The following is a 24,269-nucleotide window of genomic DNA, read 5'->3' on the forward strand; positions in this document are numbered from 1 at the left end:
GGGTTTTGCGAACCATGACGCCGGACCTTCTCTCCAGCCTGTCGCTCTCGACGCCCGAGCTGATCCTTGCCATCGGTGCGCTCGCGCTGCTGATGGTCGGAGCCTATTCCCGTTCCAACACCGCCAATACGGTGACTGGCCTTGGTGTCGCCGTACTGGTCATATCAGGCGCCTGGCTGATCTTTTCGACCGGGCAGGGCAATGCCTATGGCAACGCCTTCGTCCAGGATTCCTTCGCCCGCTTCATGAAGGTGCTGGCCCTGGTCGGCTCGGCGGTGACGCTGATCATGTCGATGCGCTTTGCCAAGGCGGAACGTTTCGACAAGTTCGAATATCCGGTGCTGATCCTGCTGTGCACGCTCGGCATGATGCTGATGATCTCGGCCAACGGCATGATCGGGCTCTATCTCGGCCTCGAACTGCAGTCGCTGGCGATCTACGTGCTGGCGGCGATCAACCGCGACAATCTGCGTTCGACCGAGGCCGGCCTGAAGTATTTCGTCCTTGGCGCGCTGTCGTCCGGCATGCTGCTCTATGGTATCAGCCTGGTCTACGGCTACACCGGCAATACCGGCTTCCACGAGATCGCCACCGCACTCGGCGGCGGCGGGCGTCAGCTTGGCCTCGTTTTGGGCCTGGTCTTCGTGCTGGCCGGCCTTGCCTTCAAGATCTCGGCGGTGCCGTTCCACATGTGGACGCCCGACGTCTATGAGGGCGCACCGACACCGGTGACCGCCTTCCTGGCGGCCGCCCCGAAGATGGCGGCGATGGCGCTGATCGTGCGCGTCACCATGGGCGCATTCAAGCCGATCGCATCCGACTGGCAGCAGATCATCGTCTTCATCTCGATCGCCTCGATGGCGCTCGGTGCCTTTGCCGCTATTGGCCAAACCAACATCAAGCGGCTGATGGCCTATTCCTCGATCGGCCATATGGGCTACGCGCTGGTCGGCCTTGCCGCCAACAGCCAGGCCGGCGTGCGCGGCGTCGCCATCTACATGCTGATCTACCTGGTGATGACGCTCGGCACCTTCGCCTTCATCCTTGCCATGCGGCGCAAGGAAGGCAATGTGGAGCAGATCAGCGACCTGGCGGGCCTCGCCTCGACCAATCCGATCATGGCGACGATCCTCACCATCCTGATGTTCTCGCTGGCCGGCATTCCGCCGCTCGCGGGCTTCTGGGGGAAGTGGTATGTCTTCCTCGCCGCCATCAATGCCGGCCTCTACGCGCTGGCCATCATCGGCGTTCTGGCCTCGGTGGTGGGCGCCTACTATTATCTGCGCATCATCAAGATCATGTGGTTCGATGAGCCGGTTGGCGGTTTCGTGCCGATGGCCAGCGAGTTGCGCCTCGTGCTCGGCGTCTCCGGCGCCTTCGTGCTGTTTTATGTGCTGATCGGCGGACCGATCGGCACCTATGCCGAAGCCGCCGCCAAGACCTTCTTCTAGCTGGTGAGTAAGTTTGACATTCGCCTCTCGGGACGCACCAAGTGGTGCGCGAATGTCAAATTTGAAAACTCCACTGGAAACTCATATTTGGCTGGTGGTCCTTTGATTCTGACATTCGCTCACTGCGCTGCTGGAACGGGATGCGAATGTTAGAATCGGACCACTAGTATGGCATTTCGGCTGGCTCCAACCTCAGTCTCGGAAGGGTTCCGGCTCGAAGCGCATGACAGCGTCGGCTCCACCAATACGGTGGCGCTGGACCACGCCCGGGCAGGCGACCCGGGCAAGCTATGGGTGGTTTCCAGGAAGCAGGAAAGCGGGCGCGGCAGGCGCGGCCGCGCCTGGGTGTCGCCCGAAGGCAATCTGGCGGCGACCTTGCTCGTCATCACCGGTGGTGAGCTCCGCCTTGCCGCGACGCTGGGTTTCGTTGCCGGCCTCTCGCTTGCCGATGCGCTCGACGCGGTGGTGCCCAAGGGCCGCATCGCCATCGGGCTCGATGGTGCGAGCCAGGGACAAAACCGTTTCGAGTTGAAATGGCCAAACGACGTGCTTGCCTCCGGCGTCAAGCTCGCCGGCATCCTGCTGGAATCGGCGGTTCTGGACGGCGGCCGCTTCGCGGTCGCGGTCGGCATCGGCGTCAATGTCGTGGCGCACCCCGAGGACGTGCCTTATCCGGCGACATCGCTGCACGCGCTTGGTGCGGCTTGCGACGCGGAAACACTGTTCCTGGCGCTGTCGGATGCGTGGAGCGAGAATGCACGACTGTGGGATGAAGCGCGCGGCCTTGCCGCCGTCAGGCGGCGTTGGCTGACACGCGCAGCGGGACTTGGCGGTGAGGTTGCTGTCAGAATTGACGGTAATGTGGTGCGTGGCGTGTTCGAGACCATTGACGAGGACTGCCGTTTCGTGATCCGCGACGATGAGGGGACTGTTGTGACGATCGCCGCCGGCGATGTGCATTTCGGCGCGGTTGCATCCGCCCGGGTATAATGGGCTTGGAAGGGAAAAATCATGGCGAAAGCGGAAAACGCCGAACTCGTCTTCGTGCCGCTCGGCGGCGTTGGCGAGATCGGCATGAACTTCGCCCTCTACGGCTACGGCCCGCCGAGCGCGCGCGAATGGATTGTCATCGATGTCGGCGTTACCTTTCCGGACGCCGCGCATCCGGGCGTCGACCTGATCCTGCCCGACACGCGCTTCATCGAGGAGAACCTCGCCAATCTGCGCGGCATCGTCATCACCCACGCGCATGAGGATCACTATGGTGCGCTGCTCGACATCTGGCCGAGGCTGAAGGCGCCGGTATGGATGACGCCGTTCAGCGCCGGGTTGCTGGAAGCCAAGCGGCAAGGCGAGCAGGGCGCGCCGAAGATCCCGCTGACGATCTACCGCGCCGGCGAGAAATTCACCGTCGGCCCCTTCGAGATCGAAGCCATTCCGGTCGCGCACTCCATTCCCGAGCCGATGTCGCTGGCGATCACGTCGCCGGCGGGCACCGTCATCCACACCGGCGACTGGAAGATCGACCCGGAGCCGACCATCGGTCCCAAGACCGACGAGGCGCGCTTTCGCGCCTATGGCGACAAGGGCGTGCTGGCGCTGATCTGCGATTCGACCAATGCGCTGCGGGAAGGCGATTCGCCTTCGGAAGTCGCAGTCGGCGAGGGCCTCAAGGGCGTCATCCAGGCCGCCAAGGGCCGCGTCGCCGTCACGACGTTTTCCTCCAATGTCGGCCGTATCGTTTCCATCGCCAGGGCGGCACGCGATGCCGGCCGCCAGTGTCTCGTGCTCGGGCGCTCTCTGAAGCGCGTCATCGACGTGGCCGACGAGCTCGGCTACATGGACGGCCTGCCGGAGTTCATCGCCGAGGAGGATTTCGGCTTCATCCCGCGCGAAAACCTGGTGATCATCTGCACCGGCAGCCAGGGCGAACCGCTGGCGGCGCTTGCAAAGCTCTCGCGTGACGAGATGAAATCGGTGTCGCTGACGGCGGGCGACACGGTGGTGTTTTCGTCGCGTACCATTCCCGGCAACGAGAAGGCGATCCTCGAGATCAAGAACCGTCTCATCGATCTCGGCATCAAGATCATCGAGGACGGCGACGCGCTGGTGCATGTCTCCGGCCATCCCCGCCGCAGCGAATTGCGCAAGATGTACGAGTGGGTGCGCCCGCAGATCGGCGTCCCCGTGCATGGCGAGGCGGCGCATCTGGTGGCCCAGGGTTCGCTGATGTCGACCTCCGGTATCGGCCAGGTGGCGCAGGTGCGCGACGGCGACATGCTGAGGCTCGCGCCGGGACCCGCGACCATCATCGACCAGGTGCCGTTCGGCCGTATCTACAAGGACGGCAATCTGATCGGCACCGACCAGGCAATGGGCATCCGCGACCGGCGCAAACTGTCCTTTGCCGGCCATGTCGCGGTCAATGTCATCCTCGACGAGAAATATGAGCTGGCCGGCGACCCAGACCTTGTCGCCATCGGCGTCGCCGAGGCCGATGCCAGCGGCGAAACGCTGGAAGACCTGATGATCGATGCGGCCGTCGGCGCGGTGGATTCGATCCCCCGTCAGCGCCGAAAGGACCTCGACCTCGTGCAAGAGGCGGTGCGGCGCGCGGTGCGTGGCGCGGCCAACGAAGCCTGGGGCAAGAAGCCGCTGGTGACGGTGTTCGTCACCAGGTGACGAACAAGGGAGTAGGGGAGTAGGGCAATAAGGCAGTAGGGTGGAAGCCGAAAATAGATCGGATGCCTCCTCGTGGACTGTCTTCCGTACTGCCCTATTGCCTCGAAAGAAAGCCAATGCTCGGACGTCTCAACCATGTCGCGCTTGCAGTGCCGGATCTGGCCGCCGCCACCGCTGCCTACTGCAACACGCTCGGCGCCGACGTGACGGAGCCGCAGGCTCTGCCGGAGCACGGCGTCACCGTGGTGTTCGTCAATATCGGCAACACCAAGATCGAACTGCTGGAGCCTTTGGGCGAGGGCTCGCCGATCGCGGCGTTTCTCGCGAAGAACCCGACCGGCGGCATGCATCATCTCTGCTACGAGGTCGACGACATCCTGGCCGCGCGTGACCAGCTTAAGGCCGCCGGCGCCCGCGTGCTGGGCGATGGCAACCCGAAGACCGGCGCCCATGGCAAGCCGGTGCTGTTCCTGCATCCGAAGGATTTCTTCGGCACGCTGATCGAACTGGAGCAATCATGAGCTGGGTTTCGTTCACCGCCCTGTTTTTCGCGACCTGGTGGGTGGTGCTGTTTGCCGTGCTGCCGTTCAGTGTCCGGACGCAGGATGATGATCACGACGTGACGCTGGGCACTGTTCCAAGCGCGCCGCGCGGGCCGCACATGCTGCGCGCCGTGATCCGCACTACCATCGCCACGGCCATCCTCATGGGCATCTTCTATGGCCTGACGCACGGGCTGGGATACAGCCTCAACGACATCCCGCACATCGTGCCGGATTTCGGCCAGACTCCAGCGAAGTAGATCGCCCGGCAAGGGCGCTGCGCTGCATCGAGATCGCGAGGATGCGGCCCGCGATGCTGCCGCGTTTTCGCGGCCATACACCTGCTGACGCAAGGTCATGTGACCTGGCAACTCACCGCGCTAACCAGATGATTGCACAAAAAAAATGCAAGGCACAAGGCCTTGCAATTAAACGCGTCCGATCTGTTTCCGGTTTCCGGCGGCAGCGAGTAACCGCGCCTAGATCGCATCCTCCCAAGACTTTGACCGCGTAGGAGAGCAGATTTTTCTCCGCCCTCTCGGTTATCGCGGCACACTAGCCTAAGCCGAATGAAAAAGTCACGAAGAATTTTGCCTCGAAACAGGCATTCTCGTGCTGCACTGCACAATAGTATGGCATGGTTTGCTTTCGAAACGACCAGCAAGGCGTGGTGCAGCCTTTACGGCATGTCCTGAATTGACGCGCGCAAAGAATTGAAGGCCAAGCCCAAAGACGATCGGTGCGCTTCATTGTCGGCGCGGCCTGATCGGAAACCGAAGGATTCCGGGCTGAAACGCGGCATTGTGCCGGTGTGGCCGGGTTTCCAATCCGTCATGAAATGGCTATGAAGCCGGGGCAAGCAAGCCTGCGTCGCGCCGATTCTGGCGTGGCCGTTCTCATTCACGGACCAGTCCATGCGTTTGTCGCGCTATTTCCTGCCTATCCTCAAAGAAAATCCGCGCGAGGCCGAGATCGTCTCGCACCGATTGATGCTGCGTGCCGGCATGATCCGCCAGCAGGGGCAGGGCAGTTTCTCTTGGCTGCCACTTGGCAAGCGGGTGCTGGACAAGGTCTGCCAGATTATCCGCGAGGAGCAGAACCGCGCCGGCGCGCTGGAAATCCTGATGCCGACCATCCAGTCGGCCGATCTGTGGCGCGAAAGCGGCCGCTACAACGACTATGGCAAGGAGATGCTGCGCATCAAGGACCGCCAGGACCGCGACATGCTCTACGGTCCGACCAATGAGGAAATGGTCACCGAGATTTTCCGCGCCTATGTGAAGTCCTACAAGGATTTGCCGCTCAACCTCTACCACATCCAGTGGAAGTTCCGCGACGAGGTGCGGCCGCGCTTCGGCGTCATGCGCTCGCGCGAGTTCCTGATGAAGGACGCCTACTCCTTCGATCTCGACTTCGAGGGCGCGAGAGCCGCCTATAACAGGATGTTCGTCTCCTATCTCAGGACCTTTACGCGCATGGGCTTGCAGGCGATCCCGATGCGCGCCGACACCGGGCCGATCGGTGGTGATCTTAGCCATGAATTCATCATCCTGGCCGACACCGGCGAGAGCCAGGTTTTCTGCCATCGCGACTATCTTTCGCTTGCCGTGCCCGGCGCGAACACCGACTTCGCTAATGACGGCGAGATCGCTGACATCGTCAGGACGTGGACGACGCCTTACGCCGCCACGGACGAAATGCATGACGAGGCGGCCTGGGAAAAGGTCCCCGACAGCGACAAGGTTTCGGCACGCGGCATCGAGGTTGGCCACATCTTCCATTTCGGCGAGAAATATTCGAAACCGATGGGCGCCAAGGTGACCGGCCCCGATGGCAAGGATCATTTCGCCTCCGGCGGCTCCTACGGCATCGGCCCGTCGCGGCTGGTCGCGGCAATCATCGAGGCCAGCCATGACGAGAACGGCATCATCTGGCCGGAGGCGGTGGCGCCCTTCGACATCGGCTTGATCAACATGAAGGTCGGCGACGCCGACTGCGACCGCGTCTGCGACGAGCTCAATGCCGCCTTCACCGCTGCAGGCAAGGATGTGCTCTACGACGACACCGACCAGCGGCCGGGCGGCAAGTTCGCCACCGCCGACCTGATCGGCCTGCCCTGGCAGGTGATCGTGGGGCCACGCGGCGTGGCCGCCGGCGAGGTCGAGATCAAGAATCGCAGGACCGGCGAGCGCGTGACGCTGCCGGTCGCCGACGCCAAAAAACGCTTCGGTGTTGCGGCATGAGCGAGGCGGCCGCGGCAAGATCGGCGGGCGCCGGCCCCTTTTCCATCTTCGAACGCACGGTGGCGTGGCGTTACCTGCGTTCGCGGCGCAAGGAGACGGTGATCTCGGTCATCGCCTCGATCTCGTTCCTCGGCATCATGCTGGGGGTGGCGACGCTGATCGTGGTCATGGCCGTGATGAACGGGTTCCGTGCCGAGCTTTTGACGCGCATCCTTGGCGTCAACGGCCACCTGATCGTGCAGCCGCTCGATTCTCCGCTCGAGGACTATGCTCAGGTCGCCAGCCGTATCAACGGTGTGGCCGGCGTCAAATATGCTCTCCCGCTGATCGACGGCCAGGTGCTGGCGCAAGGCAATGTCGGCGGCGGCTCGGGCGCGCTGGTGCGCGGCATTCGCGGCGAGGATCTCGGCAAGATCGCGATCGTCGCCAGCAACATCAAGCAGGGCACGCTCGCCAATTTCGATGCCGGCGAGGGCGTGGCCATCGGCAAGCGCATGGCCGAAAATCTCGGCCTGACGCTGGGCGACACCATCACGCTCATCTCGCCGGACGGCGACGTGACGCCGCTCGGCACGACGCCGCGCATGAAGGGCTACAAGATCGCGGCGATCTTCGAAGTCGGCATGTCGGAATATGACAGCTCGATCGTCTACATGCCGTTCTCCGAGGCGCAGCTCTATTTCAACATGGACGGGCGTGCGCAGACGATCGAGATCTATGTCGACAATCCCGACGATGTCGACGCGCTGAAGCCGAAGATAGAGGAGGCGGCGCAACGGCCGATCGACCTCGTCGACTGGCGCCAGCGCAACGAGACGTTCTTTTCCGCGCTTCAGGTCGAACGCAACGTCATGTTCATGATCCTGACGCTGATCGTGCTGGTGGCGGCGCTCAACATCATCTCCGGCCTTGTCATGCTGGTGAAGGACAAGGGGCACGACATCGCCATCCTGCGCACGATGGGCGCCTCGCGCGGCGCCATCCTGCGCATCTTCCTGATGACGGGCGCCGCGATCGGCGTGACCGGTACCATTGCCGGCGTGCTGCTCGGCGTGGTCATCTGCCTCAATATCGAATCGATCCGCCAGTTCTTTTCCTGGATGACCGGAAAGGTGCTGTTCAATCCCGAGCTCTACTTCCTCAGCCAGCTGCCGGCGAAAATGGATCCGCGCGAGACGACCTATGTCATCATCATGGCGCTCGGCCTGTCCTTCCTGGCAACGGTGTTTCCGGCATGGCGGGCGGCCCGCCTCGATCCGGTCGAAGCCTTGAGGTATGAGTGATGGCCGAGGCCATTATCGAGCTGAAGAGCGTCGAGCGGCATTATGTCCAGGGGCCGCGCAAGCTCACGATTTTGAACGGCGCCGATTTTTCGCTGCGACGCGGCGAGATGGTGGCGCTGGTGGCGCCATCGGGCACCGGCAAGTCGACACTGCTGCATACGGCCGGCCTGCTGGAACGTCCCGATGCCGGCGATGTCATCCTGTCGGGCCGGGCCTGCGGCCGGCTGTCCGACGACGAGCGCACGGCGATCCGCCGCAACGATGTCGGCTTCGTCTACCAGTTCCATCACTTGCTGCCGGAGTTTTCCGCGCTGGAAAACATCATGATGCCGCAGCTGATCAAGGGGCTGCCGCGCAAGGAAGCAGCTGAACGCGCGGCGCAGTTGCTCGACTACATGCAGATCGGCAAGCGCGCATCGCACCGGCCCGCCGAGCTCTCCGGCGGCGAGCAACAGCGTGTCGCCATTGCGCGTGCGGTTGCCAATGCGCCGCTGGTGCTGCTGGCTGACGAGCCGACCGGCAATCTCGACCCGGTCACCGCTTCCTATGTCTTCGAGGCACTGGAGGCGCTGGTCCGGCAGTCGGGCCTCGCGGCACTGATCGCCACTCACAATCACGAGCTGGCATCGCGCATGGACAGGCGCGTCACGCTTGCCGACGGCAAGGTTGTCCCATTGTAGGCTGCGCAACGGTGCGCGATGGCCTGTCTGGCCGCCTGTGGTTCGCACACCCAGCTCGTGTTATCTTAGGCTCTGGGAGACGGCGGACGCGCCGTGAGCGCCCGCCCGCTCCCCATTGTGGGAGGAACGAATGGCTTACTACGTGCTGCTCTCGAATTTCACAGACCAAGGTATCAAGAGCATAAAGGATACCCAGAAGCGTGCCGAGGCCTTCAAGGCGATGGCCAGCAAAAGCGGCGTCAAGGTTCACACCCTGTTGTGGACACTTGGCCAACACGATGTCGTGGCGATTGCCGAAGCCGACGACGACATTGCCGCGACCGCACTATCCCTGTCGATCGCATCGCTGGGCAACATCAGAACTCAGACTCTGAGGGCGTTCGACACGGCAGATATGGCCAAGGTAATGGCAAAGATGGCCTGACCGGTGGCCGTGCTGCCGTGCGCGAGCAATCGAAGCCGGCGCCGTAAGTTGGAGATAGAAGGAAATTTTGCACCTCGGCTGGCAGCTACCGGCCGCCCAAATAGTGCAGCGGCAATCGGCTGCGACAGCCACTTCAATGGCAAAGGCATTCATGCCGTCCGGTTAGAGCGGTTTACAGTTTCACAGAAACGGTGAACTGCTCTAACTCTTTGCCGCAATTCCGGACGGAAAACCGTTTCCCACTTTTCCTGGAATTGCTCAAGCTCTTTGTTTTGACGCAATTCCGAATGGAAAACCGTTTCACACTTTTCCTGGAATTGCTCAAGTCACCGCGCCTCTCATCAAGGGGTTGAAGGCCTCCTACTTGCGGCGGGCTTAATGCCAGCGATCGCAGCCGCGACTTCCCGATCATCGGGAACTGCCCGGATATAGATGTGAAGATCGCTTGCCGCGGAGTTGAGATCACCAAGGGCGAGGTGCGCCATGCCGCGCTGCTTCAGCGCGGCCAAATTGCCGGGGTCTTGGGCAATGGCGCGAGAGGTCCTCGACAGCCTCACTCACACGGCCGGCTTCCATCTTGATCCTCGCACGTTCGACCATGAACCCTGCATTGTTGGGATCGAGGGAAATTGCTCGGTCGAGATCGCTCAAAGCAGAAGCAAACTGTTTCAGGTCTTCAAAAACAAGACCACGGCTGTGATAGACAAAGGCTTTGTGCGGCGCCAAGTCTATCGCGTGATCGGCGTCCGCGAGTGCTTCCTGATAAAGGCCGAGGGATCGCAGGGCGGCCACACGATTGTCGACATAGCCAGCCACGGCCGGATTCGCCACGATGAGGCGCGAGAAATCTTTGACAGCTTCGGAAAATATTCCGAGTTGCATGAGCGCATTGCCCCTTCGAAGAAGAAGGCGATCGGTCATCTCTCCGCCAGGTCGACCTCTCAAGGCAATCGAGCAATAGGAAACCTTGTCGTTCGGTGTCTTCGAATGAATACAGCGCTCTATGTCAGCGTTGGAGGCTTTTGCGTCCGAAATGCTATTAAGGAGAACGACCGGGATCAGGCCCATCGCCAAAATTCCAAAAACCCGCCAAGCCATAACAAAACTCCCCATAGCCCCACACGCGAAATATCATGAGAGATTTGCCAGTGACGAGGGTACTTTGATGAGAAGAATGCATCGAACTCCCAAAGTCGTCTGGGACATCGGACAGGCCGATCCCGATTGAGCGCGCCTCAAGCAGGCGGCGGCCAGCGGATGACAGGCAAGGGAAAATACGGTGGTGCCAATCAGGCTGACCGTTGGCGAAAGCGCATGAGACAAGGCCGCCGATGGCGACTTTCCCGCGGTGGTGTCACAGGGGCACTGGTCGTGTTGGCGATTGCGATCTGTTCCGCCTTAATCGCACTGAAGGCTCATTGGTGGCTCTCAGGATAGGGTGATCATCATTCCGATAAACTCGCCGGGCGAAGACCCCAACAACCTCGAAGCCCGGCGAGCCTACAACCTGATCAGAGGACGCGATCAGGACCGGGATCAACCGGCAACACCTACGGAGCAAGACGGATGCCATCCCCTTCGTCTTGAAATGAGACAGGAAGCCTGCTGGCGCGGCGCAATTGTCAGAACCATCCGTCGTCGTCATGCGCCGTGTCGGCGCGGCAGCCTTGAACGGTCTGCTGGCACCGTCTTGTCAAACGACCCTCCGGACCGGTTAACCGTTCACTAACCGTGTCAAATTCTCCTCCTATCCCCCTATGCTCGGTCGTTGACATTCGAACAAAATTAGAACAAAATACGAACATACAAACAACAGGAGAGAGTTATGACCGATCTGGTTCAGGATGTCGTCTCGCTTGTCTGCATGAGCACGTTCCTCATTTCCATGGCGATCTGGATCGGAGCCATGTGAATTGGCGGCGTGCCGTCGCTGTTTCCTCGATGGCCAGGGCCACTCCGCCCGTTAAGCCTTTCTTGCCGCCCCGACGTTAGGGTACCCTGAAGGCAGGGAGCAACGTCCAGGTGTCGCCGATCGTTACGGCCATTCTCGTGGCCAGCAATCTCGGGCTGATCTTTCTCTTGATGACCATGCCGCTTGGTTTGCGCACGGTCAGGGTGAGCCGCGTGGTTGCCATGGACCGCCAGCGCCTCTGGCAGGCGCTGTGGCCGCTTGGCAGCGATGCCGGCTGGTCCGGTGAGATCCTGTCAGCCGAAGCGCTGGACGGGGAGGGCGTGACCCGCATCATGCTGTCGTGGGAAGGCCGCGACGGCAAGCCGATCGAGCGCAGGTCAAAGTTTGGGGACGTTGTCGAGGGCAGCCGGTTTTCGATGCGCGTCATCGAGGATACCGTGCTCGATAGTTCTTTCTGGAAGGATTATCAGGAGACCACCGAACTGGTTTCCGAGGGTCATGGCACAAGGGTGACCCTTGGCCGGACCGACCGCTACCGCGGCATCGCCTTCCTGGTGTTCCGTTACTTCGCCATGCGCCGCGAGCTCTCCAAGCTGCAGCGCTGGGCGACGACCGGGCGTTATCGCAAAGGCGGCTGGTTCGAGCATCCGCTGAGCCAGATCGGCTTTGCGGTGCTGTCGGCATTGATCCTGTGGCCGTTCTTCGGTCTCCATCTCGGCGGGCTGGCGCTGGCCGCGATCCTGACGTCGGTCGTGGCCTTGCACGAGCTCGGCCACATGGCGGCGTTCCGGCTGATGGGACACCGCAAGGCGCGGATGATCTTCATCCCGCTGCTCGGCGGCATCGCCATTGGCGGCCGCCCCTACAACAGCCGGTTCGAAGTGGCCTTCGTGGCATTGATGGGGGCGGGGTTCTCCGCCTTCCTGGTGCCGATCGTCATTGCTGCCAGCGCGTTTGCCGGCGGCGAGGGGCACAAGGCCGCTGCCGCGCTGCTCGCGGCGCTGGCAGGCTGCGCGGCCCTGTTCAACATCGCCAATCTGGTGCCGGTGTGGAAGTTCGATGGCGGCCAGGTGCTGCGCCAGATCTGCCCCGGGCCGATCGCGCTGGCGCTGGCCTCGTTCTTCCTGCTCTCGGCTTTCTTGATGCTCGGCCGGCAGGCCGGGTTCTCATCCGGCTTCCTGCTCGCCGCCGGCGCAGTCTTTTCGATCCTCAGCCTGCTGACCATGGGCAGCGGCGTGAAGCCGCGCCACGAACTGGAACCGATCCGCACGATCGACCGCTTCGCCATCGCCGGCGCGCTGGTGGCGGTGTTCGTCATCCATGGCTGCGGCGTCCTGTGGGCGTCGGCGCAACTGATCTAAGGTGCATGGATATTCAGGTGATGCCGGCCTGCGAATGGTTTTCTGCGCTTCCGGTGCTCACATACCCAAAAGTACGCTCCGCTCCGGTTCTCAAATCCACCATTCTCGACTCGGCCTGACCTGACTCTCAATATACCCCAAGCAGTTTCGGAGCCAGGAAGCTCAGCCGGCCTTGCGGTCGGCCTCGGTAGGCATAGCCGCGGCGGGGCCGAAGACGTCCTCGAAAGCGGATTTCAGCGCCAGATCGAGGTCCCCCATTGTCACGGGAAGACCAAGGTCGACGAGGCTGGTGACGCCATGGTCCTGAACACCGCATGGCACGATGCCGCCGAAATGGGAAAGGTCCGGCTCAACATTGATGGCGATGCCGTGAAAGCTCACCCAGCGCCGCAGCCGGATGCCAATCGCGGCGATCTTGTCCTCGGCCGGCGAGCCGTCCGGCAGGGCAGGGCGATCCGGCCGCACCACCCAGACGCCGACACGGTCCTCGCGCCGTTCGCCGCGCACGTTGAAGGCGGCGAGCGTGCCGATGATCCACTGTTCGAGCGCGGCGACGAAGGCGCGAACATCTTCTCGACGCCGCTTCAGGTCCAGCATGACATAGGCAACCCGCTGGCCGGGCCCATGATAGGTATATTCGCCGCCGCGACCGGCCGAAAACACCGGAAAGCGGTCGGGATCGATCAGGTCCTCGATACGGGCGCTCGTGCCGGCGGTGTAGAGCGGGGGATGTTCGACCAGCCAGACCATTTCTCCGGCCGCTCCGCTGCGGATCGCCTCGGCGCGCGCCTCCATGAAAGCCAGCGCATCGGGATAAGCGGTGAGGCCAGGCTCGACCAGCCATTCGACCGGCGCCGAACCGGGGAGCGGCAGGAACGACGTGGCGATCTGGCTGCGTTCTGGCATGGCTTTTCGTTTTTCGCTTGTGCATCCCACGGGTCAAGCCCGAAGCATGTGTCCGGGCGACATGCATCCGCTCTCATATGGCGATATCAGGCGTAAACGTCCAGTTGCGGGCGCTCATTCCAATCCTGTGGACCGTTATGCCAATCGCTTGAGATTATTGCTCGCCACGCACTTGTTTCGCCGGAAACGATTTGCTACACGCCGCGAGCCGGTCGGTTCCGGCTCCTACCACGTGCGGTCGTGGCGGAATTGGTAGACGCGCAGCGTTGAGGTCGCTGTGGGGCAACCCGTGGAAGTTCGAGTCTTCTCGACCGCACCATACGATTTTTTGACCAATGAAATCATTACGAAATTTCACCATTATCCCGCACCTGAACCGGGGGTGCGGGCGTTGGGCGTTCTCGATCTTTTCCGAAGCGGCCATAGCCAGGCGCTTGCGATCGGCCGTTTTCGTGTAGAGCGAGGCCATGGTTCCACCGGTCCAACCGAACAAAGCTTCGAGCTCTCGCATCGTTGCGCCGGCCTCGGCGGCTCGGGTGGCGCCAATTTTACGCACGCCATGAGCTGACTTTTTCACGCCAGCCGCATTACAGGCGGCGCGGAACATGTTGCCGAAGCTTTCCTTGGTGACAGGCTTGCCGTGGCCCTGTGTCAATGCCCTGGCAAGCCAGTTTCTTTGACTTCACAGTAAAATGTGGATTCGCAAGCCAAGGTGATTGGCGAGCGGCCGTCTGTTCCGTACCGATTAGCGCGCGCGGCTGTAGCGAATGCCGCTTTCAACGCGGCCAATCGACCGTCGGCCGATTGCTAGGTTTCGCATTTGCCAGTAATCAATTTCAGTGCCTATCCAAGTTATAAGATAAACATCATCTTTCTATCCGCCGGCCGCCGGAAGGCCGTAGCGCTGGCAGTTTTTCTAGCTTCCAAACCATAAGGCTTTGCCCACTCGACGGAAGCGTCAGACGGCAACTTCACTTAACGAACGGTGGCATTTTTCGGAGCACGAGTTCAAAGACACACCCGTAGGCAACACTAATGAACGCCAACGAAATATCAATCACACGCGCTAGCGGGCGGGCCATTGTCCCATATGTGCTGCCGCCAACTGCTCTTGCAGCCGCTTTGGCAGTTCACATCAGCGGGCTGTCGGTTGATGAAGGTGCGATGAGCGTGAGAGTGCTGATCGGAGCGATCTCCAGTGCGCTGCTGTTTGTCACAGTCTTTGTCGTGCTCCATCATGCCGAGGCGGTCGCCAGGCGGTTGGGAGAACCTTATGGGACGCTGGTGCTTACCGTCGCCGTGACGGCGATCGAAGTCTCGATCATCGTCTCGATGATGTTGCATGGAGCCAACAATCCCACACTGGCGCGCGAGTCCGTGTTCTCGACAGTCATGATCACGTCGACCGGTGTGGTAGGCGTGTGCCTCACTCTGGGTGGATGGAAACATCGCAAGCAGGCGATTCTTCGCCAGGGCACAAGCGCCTACCTGGCGGTTCTTATCGCGCTGACCGTCCTAACACTCATCCTGCCGACCTATACGCGCGCCACCGGCCCGGGCACTTTTTCAACCGCGCAGCTGGCTTTTGTGAGCATACTGTCGGTGCTGCTCTATGCAGGTTTTGTTTTCGCACAGACAGTTCGCCATCGAGACGACTTCGTGGATGGGCAATCAAGTCACTCGCACGGCGGCGAACCCGAAGCGCGAGATGGGATAACCGCTAACGTACTCCTCATGATGGCTGGGCTGATTGGGATCGTAATGCTGGCGGAACAGGTTGCGGGTACCATCGAAAATGCGCTCATGTCTCTTCAGGTCACACAAGCTGATGCCATCGTTGGCGCGTTGATCGCGGCTCTGGTCTTGATGCCTGAAGCAGTGTCTGCGATACGCGCCGGACTGAACAATGAATTGCAGCGCGGCCTGAATGTCGCGATGGGATCAGCATGCGCTACGATAGGCTTGACGATCCCGGCGGTTGCTTTCGCCAGTTTAATTACCGGAAGGGGATTAACTCTTGGCATTCCGGCGAGCGACACGGTACTTCTGATCTTGGCGCTTTCGGTAAGCACCGTCAGTTTTGGGACAGAAAGAACCACGTTCCTTACGGGCCTCGTGCATATCGTTATTTTTCTGGCCTACGTTTTTCTGATTTTTATCCCGTAGCCAGGTTCATCAAGGCTAGAAGGCCTGAAAACATGCTTCGATTTTGACGCCAACCATTCTCATCGCGTTGGCCTGACGGCAATGCTGGGCGATCGCCTTGGCGTCGTTGTAAAGCTCTGACGCTCAAAGACATGGGTTATTTCAAAAGCACGGCTTGTTGAGCCGTGCCCTACGGGTGATGCCGGGGCACCAATTATATTACCCCTGTTGAGAGTTGTCGCCTTCTTTCCCGGGCTATACGGTGGCAGTAGGGTATTATGTTAATTCCGTGGACCCCTCACATCATCGGGCTTGGACGGGCAGGAAAAGGGTATGCACCCTCTCTTGCAACGGGTGGGTGTTTGGGACCCCTACATGCTTCCTCTGGCGCTCTAGGGTGTCACGCCAGTCAGTTTTCGTCTGCGGGCAATTGCGGCCAGAGCCGCTTTTGTCGCCAATGAAGTAGATGAACAGGAGGTGGGCCGGGACGTTCTGTTTATGGAGGAAGTTCAAGACCGCGAGTCGATTGCAATACTGATAGTAGCCGTTAAGCCAATCCCGTTCCGGGCTTACGCCAAGAGCCTGCTTGGTGGCTGCTAGGGTCGCCGCAATCCGAGCCCGACTGTGCTCGCTTGAGGCCGAGCACGAGGAAGCCACTTCCCCTTCATGCGCTTTGGCCTCGACCAGTAGCCATTGCCATTGGCCAGCTATCTGTACCCTGCCAACGCCATCCCAATTTGGGGGATTGCCGGTGCTTGGCCAGATCTTTCGCCACGCACTTTGCAACGGAACATCATGACTGAGGAAATTGAGTCCTTTCCATTCCCGGAGTTTCCCTGGATTGTTCGGATCGGGCGGTCCGGGGAGCCACTCAAGGTCCTCTGAGCCGGTGGTCGTTTGAATTGCGCTGTTCAGACTGATGCGATCAAATTCCAAGTACCGGAGCAAGTGAAATTCGCTCCCGTATCCATTGCCCAACTTACCCATTTTTTCTTCCACCCCTGCGGCCATATCCTTGTATAGGCTGGCGGTATCGTGGCGACGAGCCCTGCTGGCTCAGAACAGCTTTGTGCCTCGTGCAGGTTCTGCCCTCTTACCGCGCATCGCAGCAGTGAGGATCCGACCCGTCCGCCATGTACTGATGGTGCTCCCGTCCAACTCCAGATGCCCGACGAACGACCTCGAGATTGACCGTCGGTGACGGTCGCTGACCTGACAGAAGGTCTGAGCGGGGCCTCCATATGCCCGACTGCTGCAACTCGCCGAGCGCCGAGAAGACAGCGCCGGCATGGCCCGTGCGCCGGCCTTTGGAGCGGAAAGGCTGGCGCTATAGGGGCGATTGGCCCTGGACGATGATGCAATGCGACGAAGGCAGTTCGGCAGAAGGTGGGCCTATCCCGTCCACCCGAGGCCAGCCGAGATGCAATTGATCGATACGAGCAGAGCGTCGGTCGCCCGCTTTTGATCCGCCGTCCCGATCTTTGACCTGACTTCGCGCAGCAGTTCGACCTGCAGCCGGTGAATGTCATCCATCTGCCGCCGCAGATTGTCGAAACGCCGCTTGAACATCGGAAAGCGTGCGGAAAGATCGCCTCCCGTGAGGTCACCGATCAGGCGTCGCGTCAACTCGTATTCGGCGGCGATGCGGGCGTAGATTCGCCCAGCCGCTTGGCTGTCGGACACCAGGCCGGCGTAGAGCCGCGCGATCTCCATGTCGGACTGGTAAAGCGTCTTCTCGGCCTCGTCGACGATCAGGCGGAAGAAGCGCGAATGCTCGAACATGCGGGCCAGAAGATCGCGCCCGGCCTCGCCGCGCACTGTGACGAAGGCGCTCAGCGCGCTGCCGATGCCATACCAGCCGGTCAACAGATGACGGTTCTGGCTCCAGGCGAACACCCAGGGAATGGCGCGCAGGTCGGCAATGCCGCTGGCGCCGAAACGGCGATCCGGCCGTGAGCCCATTTTCAGCAGCGCCAGTTCCGCGACCGGGCTCGCCTGGTTGAAATAATCGAGAAAGCCGGGCTCGGCCATCAACCCGGCATAGGATGCCTGCGACATGCCTGCCAGCGCTTCCAGCGCTTCGTCGAACTCCGGCGTTTCCTTCGGTTCGACACTGCCGGGCGATCCGACGCTATGGGCCAGCACGCCAGCGGCGAGAACCTCGAGCTGGTTGAGGCCGGTGCCGCGATTGGCGAATTTCGACGATACGACCTCGCCCTGTTCGGTCACCCGCATGGCTCCGGCGACGGTGCCTGCCGGCTGTGCCGCGATTGCCCGGCCGGTCGGCGCGCCGCCACGGCTGACAGAGCCGCCGCGACCATGAAAGAAGCTGATCCTGACCCTATGCTTACGGCCGATGGCAGCGAGGCGCTTTTGCGCCTTTGCCAATTCCCAATTGGAAGCCAGGAAACCGCCGTCCTTGTTGGAATCCGAATAGCCAAGCATGATCTCCTGGCGCGCGCCGAAATCCCGCACCGTCCGCCTCACCAGCGAAATGCCGAGCAATTCGTTCAGGATGACGGGTGCTGCCTGCAGATCGGCGATGGTCTCGAACAATGGCACGATCCGCAGCCTGATTGTGCCGCCGCCGTCAGGCGCGGTGGAGAGTCCGCAATATTGCGCCAGTAGATAGACCGCGAGCAGATCGTCGGCCGAGCGGGTCATGCTGAGAACGAAAGAGCCGACGGCGTCGGCATCCGAGCTGGAGATCTGTTCGCGGATGACGGAGAATGTCGAAAGCATTTCACCTGCTTCCGGCGAAAGCCGGCTTGCGTCGATCTCCAGCCGTTTGCCCTCACTTAAGGCGGCGCGAATGCGCGCCGACCATTGCGGTGTGCCGGCCGCGACCGGACCTGCGGGATTTGTCAGCGCAAACAGCTCGGCCAGCACACGGTTGACGACCGTGGAGTTCTGCCGGATGTCGAGCGAGACGGTACGGAAGCCGAAGCTTCCGACCTGCCAAAGCAGGGGCTGCACGAAACGCCTGGCTACCGCGCGCCCTCCGATTGCTTCGAGAACGCATGACAGGCCGTTCAGATCGGCACGAAACGCCTCCGCCGAGAGGTACGCCGCCGGGCCGCCGTCTCGCGTGGCCTCCAGCCGGGCAAGCAAGGCCGAAGCGAACTGGCGAAGCGGTTCGTCAGGGTTGCGGATGGCGATCTCTTGCGCCTGTCCGCTTTTATCAAGTGCCATTTGCAGCACCGGCTTGAAGCTGGCCGGCAGGTCAATGACGTTCGAGCTGGCGCTGAGCACCCTCACCAGCCGCTGCACCTGTGTCAGATACCAGCCTATGGCGGTATTGCGGTATTCGGCCACGGCATGGGCGGTGACCAAAGCCGTCACGTTTGGATTGCCATCGCGGTCGCCGCCGATCCACGAGGCATAGCGCATGAAAGAAGGGATTCTGATCGGCTCTCCCGGATAGTGACGCTCGAAAGCGCCTTGAAGCTTGCCGTAGAGCTGCGGCGTCGCCTCGAAGATGACTTCGCGAAAGAAATGCAGGCCCCAGGCGATTTCGCGTTCGACCGTCGGACGCTCCAGCCGCAGTTCGCCCGTCATCCACAGAAGTTCGATCTCGCTTTCCAGATCGGCGACCAACAGGTCACGTTCGTCCGGCGCCCAGCGCGGCTGGTCGAGTTCGGTCAGCTTGCGATAGATACGGCGGTGGATTTCCAGAACCGTGACGCGTTTGGCCTCCGTCGGGTGCGCGGTCATGGTCGGGCCGACACAAAGCTCATCAAGGGCCGCCTGGACTTCGCCCGCCGAGTGGCCGTTCGCCGCCATCTGCGCGATCACGCTGGCGAACGACCCGGGCACTTCGTCGACACCCGCGCCTTGTTCGAGTTCGCGACGCCTTCGCATGGCAAGCAACTCGTCGGCAATCGTCAGCAACTGGAACCACACGCCGCTCGCCTGAAGCGCCGGGATGCGCTGCTCCGCGGCAAGCGAGACAAGCGACCTGCGTCCGCTTAGAACAGCGGCGATCTCCGGCTCGCGCGCGCTTGCGACCTGAAGCAGCAGGCGCAACAAAAGGCTGCGCTCGTCCTCACGAAATCTGATGCGTCTGCTCTGTTCCAAACCGGTTTCCTGACCCGTCCATCAATTGCGCTGCAGCCGCGCCCTTAGAGCGATTCAGTGACTGCGTGAGACGCCGAACCGCTCCAAGTATCTGTTTTTTCGCATCGCTTGCGTTGGACGCGGTGTCGAAGCGTTCTGAGGAGTTTCCTGCCGATCCGTGGACCCGCGTTTCCGCCACCCCCAAACAGACTTCCCATTTCGCGTTATGCGGCCTTCGGCCGGTCGGCCATCAAGCAGCCTTCTTCATGCGTGCCAGCGTATCCGCCACGACCTCGCCGAAGGAGGATGGTGTCGGCACGATGACGACGCCGGCCTCCTTCAGGATTTCGACCTTCTCCTGCGCCGACTCGCCGAAGGCCGAGATGATGGCGCCGGCGTGGCCCATGCGGCGGCCTTTCGGCGCCGAAAGGCCGGCGATATAGGCGATCAATGGCTTGCGCATGTTGTCGCGCGCCCAGATCGCGGCTTCGGCTTCCTGCGGCCCGCCGATCTCGCCGATCATCACCACGGCATCGGTCTCGTCATCCTGTTCGAACAGCCTCAGAATGTCCTTGAAGGACGAGCCGTTGATCGGATCGCCGCCGATGCCGACGCTGGTCGACACACCAATGCCGAGCGCCTTCATCTGCGAGGCGGCCTCGTAGCCGAGCGTGCCGGAGCGCCCGACGATGCCGATGCGGCCGGGCAGGTAGATCGAGCCGGGCATGATGCCCATCAGCGCCTGTCCCGGCGTGATGATGCCGGCGCAGTTCGGGCCGACCAGCCGCATGCGGTCTTCGAAGCGGTAGCGGCGCATGTAGCGCTTGACCTGCATCATGTCCTGCGAGGGGATGCCGTCGGTGATGCAGACGCAGAGCTTTATGCCTGCATCGGCGGCCTCCATGATCGAATCGGCGGCGAAGGGCGGCGGCACGAAGACAATGCTGGCCTCGGCGCGAGTTTCGCGCACCGCGCCCTTGACCGTGTTGAAGACGGGCAGGCCGAGATGTGTCTGGCCGCCCTTGCCGGGGGTGACACCGCCGACGAGCTTGGTGCCATAGCGCTTCATGTCCTCGGCGTGGAAACTGCCGATCTTGCCGGTGAAGCCTTGCACGATAACGCGCGTGCTGCGGTTGAGCAGGATTGCCATGGTTTCGACCTCCCTCAGGCTGCTTTTTTCTCGTTGGCCGCACGCCATGCGGCGACGGCCTTTTCGGCGGCTTCGGCCAGCGTGTCGGCGACGATCACCGCCTCGCCGGAATCGGCCAGGATGCGGCGCCCTTCCTCGGCCTTGGTGCCGGAGAGCCGCACAACCAGCGGCACGGTCACGCCAACTTCACGGATCGCCTTGACGACGCCTTCGGCGACCCAGTCGCAGCGGTTGATGCCGGCGAAGATGTTGACGAGGATGGTCTCGACATTCTTGTCGCCAAGCACGGCGCGGAAGGATTTCGCCACCCGCTCGGGCGAGGCGCCGCCGCCGATGTCGAGGAAGTTGGCCGGCTCGCCGCCGGCGATCTTGATCATGTCCATGGTCGCCATCGCGAGGCCGGCGCCATTGATGATGCAGCCGATGTTGCCGTCGAGGCCGACATAGGAGAGGCCGCGGTCGCTGGCGAAGGTCTCGCGCGGGTCTTCCTGGCTCTTGTCGCGCAGTTCGGAGATTTCCGGCCGGCGGAACAGCGCGTTCTCGTCGAACGACATCTTGGCGTCGAGCGCGACCAGGTTGCCGTCGCGTGTCACCACCAGTGGATTGATCTCCAGCATCGAGGCGTCGTAGTCGCGGAACACCTGGTAGCAGCTGAAGATGGTCTCGGTCGCCTTGCCGATCAGGCTGTCCTCCAGCCCGAGCCCGAAGGCGATCTCGCGCGCCTGGAAGCGCTGCATGCCGACGCCGGGATCGACAGTCGCGCGGATGATGGAATCAGGTTTTTTCTCTGAGATGTCCTCGATCTCCATGCCACCGGCGGCCGAGGCCACGATCATGACGCGTTCTTCCTTGCGGTCGAGCACGAAGCCGAGATAGAGCTCCTGGGCGATGTCGACCGCTTCCTCCAGATAGAGCCGCGAGATCAGCTTGCCGCGCGGGCCGGTCTGATGAGTCACCAGCTTGCGGCCGAGCATCGCTTCGGCGGCGCTCGAGATCTCCTCGTCATTGGTGCACAGCTTGATGCCGCCGGCCTTGCCGCGCGCGCCGGAATGAACCTGCGCCTTCAGCACCCATTTGCCGCCGCCGATCTCGCGCGCCCGGTAGGTCGCCTGTTCGGGGCTGTAGGCCAGCCCGCCGCGCGGCACATGCACTCCGTGACGGGCGAGCAGTTCCTTGGCCTGATATTCGTGGATGTCCATTGTTATCCTCCCGTAAACTCATGCGTGGCGACGCGCGACTCTCGTCAGCGAGCAGGTTGGCCGGCGCGTTCGATGGCTTCGTTGACCACCAGGACGTTCCTCGCCATGCGCTCCGATGCGGCGTCGATCATCTTGCCGTCGAGGGCGGCCGCCCCCTTGCCGAGCGCCTCGGCCTCCTTCAGCACCTCGAGGATGCGCCTGGCCCGCGTCACCTCCTTCTCGGGAGGCGAGAAGACGTCGTTGGCGAGCGCGATCTGCGAGGGGTGGATCGCCCATTTGCCTTCGATGCCGAGTGCGGCGGCGCGCTTGGCTCCGGCGGTGTAGCCGTCAGGATCGGAGAAATCGCCGAACGGCCCGTCGATGGCGCGCAGGCCGTAGGCGCGGCAGGCGACCGTCATTCGCGACAGCGCGAAATGCCACTGGTCGCCGGGATAGTCGGGATTGAGGCCGCCGATGTTGACGGTGCGCGCCTTGCAGCTTGCCGCATAATCGGCGACGCCGAAATGCATCGCCTCCAGCCGGCCGGGTGTGGCGGCAATGGCCTCGACATTGGCCATGCCGAGCGCGGTCTCGATCAGCGCTTCGAGGCCGACGCGGGTTTTGTACCCCTTGGCCATCTCGATCTGGTTGACCATGGCCTCGACCATATAGAGGTCGGCCGGCACGCCGACCTTCGGCACCAGGATCGTGTCCAGGCGGTCGCCGGCCTGTTCCATCACATCGACCACGTCGCGGTACATGTAATGAGTGTCCAGACCGTTGATGCGCACCGAGACGGTCTTGCCCTTGGCGCGCCAGTCGATGTCGTTGAGCGCCTGGATGATGTTCTTGCGGGCGCGTTCCTTGTCGGGCGGGGCGACCGCGTCCTCGATATCGAGGAAGACGAAGTCGGCGGCGCTGTTCGCCGCCTTGTCGATCATCTCCGGGCTGGAGCCGGGAACCGCCAGCTCGCTGCGCTGCAGCCGCAATTTCTTAAGGTGGTTGATGGTGTGGCTCATCGTTGGCTCCCTCTCACGCCGCTTCGGCGACCGGCATCTGCGCCGAGGCGCGGAAGTGCTGTATGGCCGCGCCGACGCCGGAGCCCGGCGCCAGCCGCACGCCGCAATCGAGCAGCGCCATCTCGGCCGCCGAAAGCGAGGCGAGCACCATGACCTCGTTCAACCAGCCGAGATGGCCGATGCGGAACACCTTGCCGAACACCTTGTTGAGGCCGCCGCCGAGCGACGTCTGGTAGGTGCCGTAGGCGCGCTTGACGACGTCGCCGCTGTCGATGCCTTCCGGAACCAGGATGGCGCTCACCGTATCGGAATGCCATTTCGGCGCCTTGGCGCAGAGTTTCAGGCCCCACGCGTCGACCGCCTTGCGCACGCCTTCAGCGAGACGATGGTGGCGGGCGAAGATGGCGTCGAGCCCTTCGTCCTCGATCAGGTCGAGCGAGGCACGCAGGCCGCGCAGCAGCTGCGTCGCCGGCGTGTAGGGGAAATAGCCGGCATCGTTGGCGCGGATCATGTCCTCGAAGGAGAAGAAGCAGCGCCGGTGGGTGGCGGTTCTCGAAGCGACAAGCGCCTTTTTGCTCACCGACAGGAAGCCGAGACCGGCGGGCAGCATGAAACCTTTCTGCGAGCCGCTGACCGCGCAGTCGACGCCCCATTCCTCCTGACGGAAATCGATCGAGCCGATCGACGACACGCCGTCGACGAAGAGGAGGGCAGGATGGTTTGCCTCATCGAGTGCGGCGCGGCAGCCAGCGACGTCGCTGGTCACGCCGGTCGCCGTCTCGTTCTGCGTGCAGAAGACGGCCTTGATGCGGTGCGCCTTGTCAGCCTTCAGCCGCTCCGCGTAAAGCTGTAGCGGCACGCCGGTCCCCCATTCGCAGTCGATGGCATCGACTTCGAAGCCGAGGCGCTCGGCCATGTCGACCCACAGATGCGAGAACTGGCCGAAGCGCGACATCAGCACGCGGTCGCCGGGGCTGAGCACATTGGTCATCGCCGCTTCCCAGGCGCCCGTGCCCGAGGATGGATAGATGAAGACGCGGCCGTTCTCGTTCTTGAAGACGCGCTTGATGTCCTCGAACAGTGGCAGCGTGAGATCGGGGAAGGACGCGGCGCGCATGTCCTCCATTGGCAGGTTCATCGCCTGCCGGACCTGTTCGGGGATGTTGGTCGGCCCCGGAATGAAAAGATGGGTGAAACCGGCCATGGTGCGAACTCCTCCTGATCAAGCAAAGCGGTG

At 62.2% G+C, this 24,269-nt stretch carries 19 protein-coding genes, 1 tRNA gene and 1 pseudogene; 12 read left to right on the forward strand and 9 right to left on the reverse strand.

Annotated elements, in window-relative coordinates:
• Window positions 1-14 precede the first annotated feature (14 nt).
• From nuoN to FJ938_RS20630, 9 genes are all read left to right on the forward strand, one after another.
• Complete coding sequence (nuoN, locus tag FJ938_RS20590) at window positions 15-1,451, forward strand: NADH-quinone oxidoreductase subunit NuoN (RefSeq protein WP_140610482.1); 1,437 nt, start codon at window positions 15-17, stop codon at window positions 1,449-1,451.
• A gap of 168 nt (window positions 1,452-1,619) precedes the next feature.
• On the forward strand, window positions 1,620-2,441 hold the full coding sequence (locus FJ938_RS20595) for a biotin--[acetyl-CoA-carboxylase] ligase (protein ID WP_140610483.1): 822 nt from the start codon (window positions 1,620-1,622) through the stop codon (window positions 2,439-2,441).
• Between the two features lie 21 nt (window positions 2,442-2,462).
• Window positions 2,463-4,133 carry a ribonuclease J gene (locus tag FJ938_RS20600; protein ID WP_140696851.1) on the forward strand — a complete coding sequence of 557 codons (1,671 nt, stop codon included), beginning with the start codon at window positions 2,463-2,465 and terminating at the stop codon, window positions 4,131-4,133.
• Window positions 4,134-4,249: 116 nt separating this feature from the next.
• Window positions 4,250-4,654: a methylmalonyl-CoA epimerase gene (gene mce, locus FJ938_RS20605; protein ID WP_140696854.1), complete on the forward strand. Its 405-nt coding sequence runs from the start codon at window positions 4,250-4,252 to the stop codon at window positions 4,652-4,654.
• Complete coding sequence (locus FJ938_RS20610; protein ID WP_010910093.1) at window positions 4,651-4,935, forward strand: DUF1467 family protein; 285 nt, start codon at window positions 4,651-4,653, stop codon at window positions 4,933-4,935. Before mce ends, FJ938_RS20610 begins: the two co-directional genes overlap by 4 nt.
• A gap of 654 nt (window positions 4,936-5,589) precedes the next feature.
• Complete coding sequence (gene proS / locus FJ938_RS20615) at window positions 5,590-6,918, forward strand: proline--tRNA ligase (RefSeq protein ID WP_140696857.1); 1,329 nt, start codon at window positions 5,590-5,592, stop codon at window positions 6,916-6,918.
• Window positions 6,915-8,201 (forward strand): lipoprotein-releasing ABC transporter permease subunit, encoded by a 1,287-nt coding sequence (locus tag FJ938_RS20620; RefSeq protein ID WP_140696859.1) that lies wholly within the window; start codon window positions 6,915-6,917, stop codon window positions 8,199-8,201. Before proS ends, FJ938_RS20620 begins: the two co-directional genes overlap by 4 nt.
• Entirely contained in the window at window positions 8,198-8,881 is a 684-nt protein-coding gene (locus FJ938_RS20625; protein WP_181165635.1) for an ABC transporter ATP-binding protein, read from the forward strand. Before FJ938_RS20620 ends, FJ938_RS20625 begins: the two co-directional genes overlap by 4 nt.
• 130 nt (window positions 8,882-9,011) lie before the next feature.
• Complete coding sequence (locus FJ938_RS20630) at window positions 9,012-9,305, forward strand: GYD domain-containing protein (RefSeq protein ID WP_140610489.1); 294 nt, start codon at window positions 9,012-9,014, stop codon at window positions 9,303-9,305.
• 462 nt (window positions 9,306-9,767) lie between these two features.
• Here the strand turns inward: FJ938_RS20630 and FJ938_RS20635 are convergent, their stop codons facing one another.
• Window positions 9,768-10,403 carry a tetratricopeptide repeat protein gene (locus FJ938_RS20635; protein ID WP_181169149.1) on the reverse strand — a complete coding sequence of 212 codons (636 nt, stop codon included), beginning with the start codon at window positions 10,401-10,403 and terminating at the stop codon, window positions 9,768-9,770.
• A gap of 924 nt (window positions 10,404-11,327) precedes the next feature.
• Between FJ938_RS20635 and FJ938_RS20640 the strand changes: the two genes are divergently transcribed.
• Window positions 11,328-12,578, forward strand: a complete 1,251-nt coding sequence (locus FJ938_RS20640; RefSeq protein ID WP_140696864.1) for a site-2 protease family protein — start codon at window positions 11,328-11,330, stop codon at window positions 12,576-12,578.
• Between the two features lie 162 nt (window positions 12,579-12,740).
• Here FJ938_RS20640 and lipB read toward each other — a convergent pair whose 3' ends face one another.
• The gene (lipB, locus tag FJ938_RS20645; RefSeq protein WP_140610492.1) at window positions 12,741-13,484 is read right to left on the reverse strand and encodes a lipoyl(octanoyl) transferase LipB; all 744 of its coding nucleotides are present in this window, start codon (window positions 13,482-13,484) and stop codon (window positions 12,741-12,743) included.
• A 234-nt stretch (window positions 13,485-13,718) separates the two neighbouring features.
• Between lipB and FJ938_RS20650 the strand changes: the two genes are divergently transcribed.
• Window positions 13,719-13,803: transfer RNA gene (locus FJ938_RS20650), tRNA-Leu, on the forward strand.
• 81 nt (window positions 13,804-13,884) lie between these two features.
• Here FJ938_RS20650 and FJ938_RS20655 read toward each other — a convergent pair.
• Window positions 13,885-14,109: pseudogene (locus FJ938_RS20655) on the reverse strand (tyrosine-type recombinase/integrase); the annotation flags it as partial.
• A gap of 410 nt (window positions 14,110-14,519) precedes the next feature.
• Between FJ938_RS20655 and FJ938_RS20660 the strand changes: the two are divergent.
• Complete coding sequence (locus tag FJ938_RS20660; protein WP_140696866.1) at window positions 14,520-15,650, forward strand: ionic transporter; 1,131 nt, start codon at window positions 14,520-14,522, stop codon at window positions 15,648-15,650.
• A 282-nt stretch (window positions 15,651-15,932) separates the two neighbouring features.
• Here FJ938_RS20660 and FJ938_RS20665 read toward each other — a convergent pair whose 3' ends face one another.
• The 6 genes from FJ938_RS20665 to FJ938_RS20690 all read right to left on the reverse strand — a co-directional run bounded on the left by FJ938_RS20665 (window position 15,933) and on the right by FJ938_RS20690 (window position 24,236).
• Window positions 15,933-16,616 carry a hypothetical protein gene (locus tag FJ938_RS20665; protein WP_140696869.1) on the reverse strand — a complete coding sequence of 228 codons (684 nt, stop codon included), beginning with the start codon at window positions 16,614-16,616 and terminating at the stop codon, window positions 15,933-15,935.
• A gap of 405 nt (window positions 16,617-17,021) precedes the next feature.
• Complete coding sequence (locus FJ938_RS20670; RefSeq protein WP_140696872.1) at window positions 17,022-19,706, reverse strand: phosphoenolpyruvate carboxylase; 2,685 nt, start codon at window positions 19,704-19,706, stop codon at window positions 17,022-17,024.
• Between the two features lie 229 nt (window positions 19,707-19,935).
• Window positions 19,936-20,835: a succinate--CoA ligase subunit alpha gene (gene sucD / locus FJ938_RS20675; protein ID WP_140696875.1), complete on the reverse strand. Its 900-nt coding sequence runs from the start codon at window positions 20,833-20,835 to the stop codon at window positions 19,936-19,938.
• 14 nt (window positions 20,836-20,849) lie between these two features.
• Window positions 20,850-22,034, reverse strand: a complete 1,185-nt coding sequence (locus FJ938_RS20680; protein WP_140696878.1) for a malate--CoA ligase subunit beta — start codon at window positions 22,032-22,034, stop codon at window positions 20,850-20,852.
• Between the two features lie 44 nt (window positions 22,035-22,078).
• Entirely contained in the window at window positions 22,079-23,032 is a 954-nt protein-coding gene (locus FJ938_RS20685; RefSeq protein WP_140696881.1) for a CoA ester lyase, read from the reverse strand.
• A gap of 13 nt (window positions 23,033-23,045) precedes the next feature.
• Window positions 23,046-24,236 carry an aminotransferase class V-fold PLP-dependent enzyme gene (locus FJ938_RS20690; protein WP_140696884.1) on the reverse strand — a complete coding sequence of 397 codons (1,191 nt, stop codon included), beginning with the start codon at window positions 24,234-24,236 and terminating at the stop codon, window positions 23,046-23,048.
• Between the last annotated feature and the right edge of the window lie 33 nt (window positions 24,237-24,269).

Origin of the sequence: Mesorhizobium sp. B2-4-14 (genome assembly GCF_006442155.1) — a bacterium.
Taxonomy (GTDB): Bacteria; Pseudomonadota; Alphaproteobacteria; order Rhizobiales; family Rhizobiaceae; genus Mesorhizobium.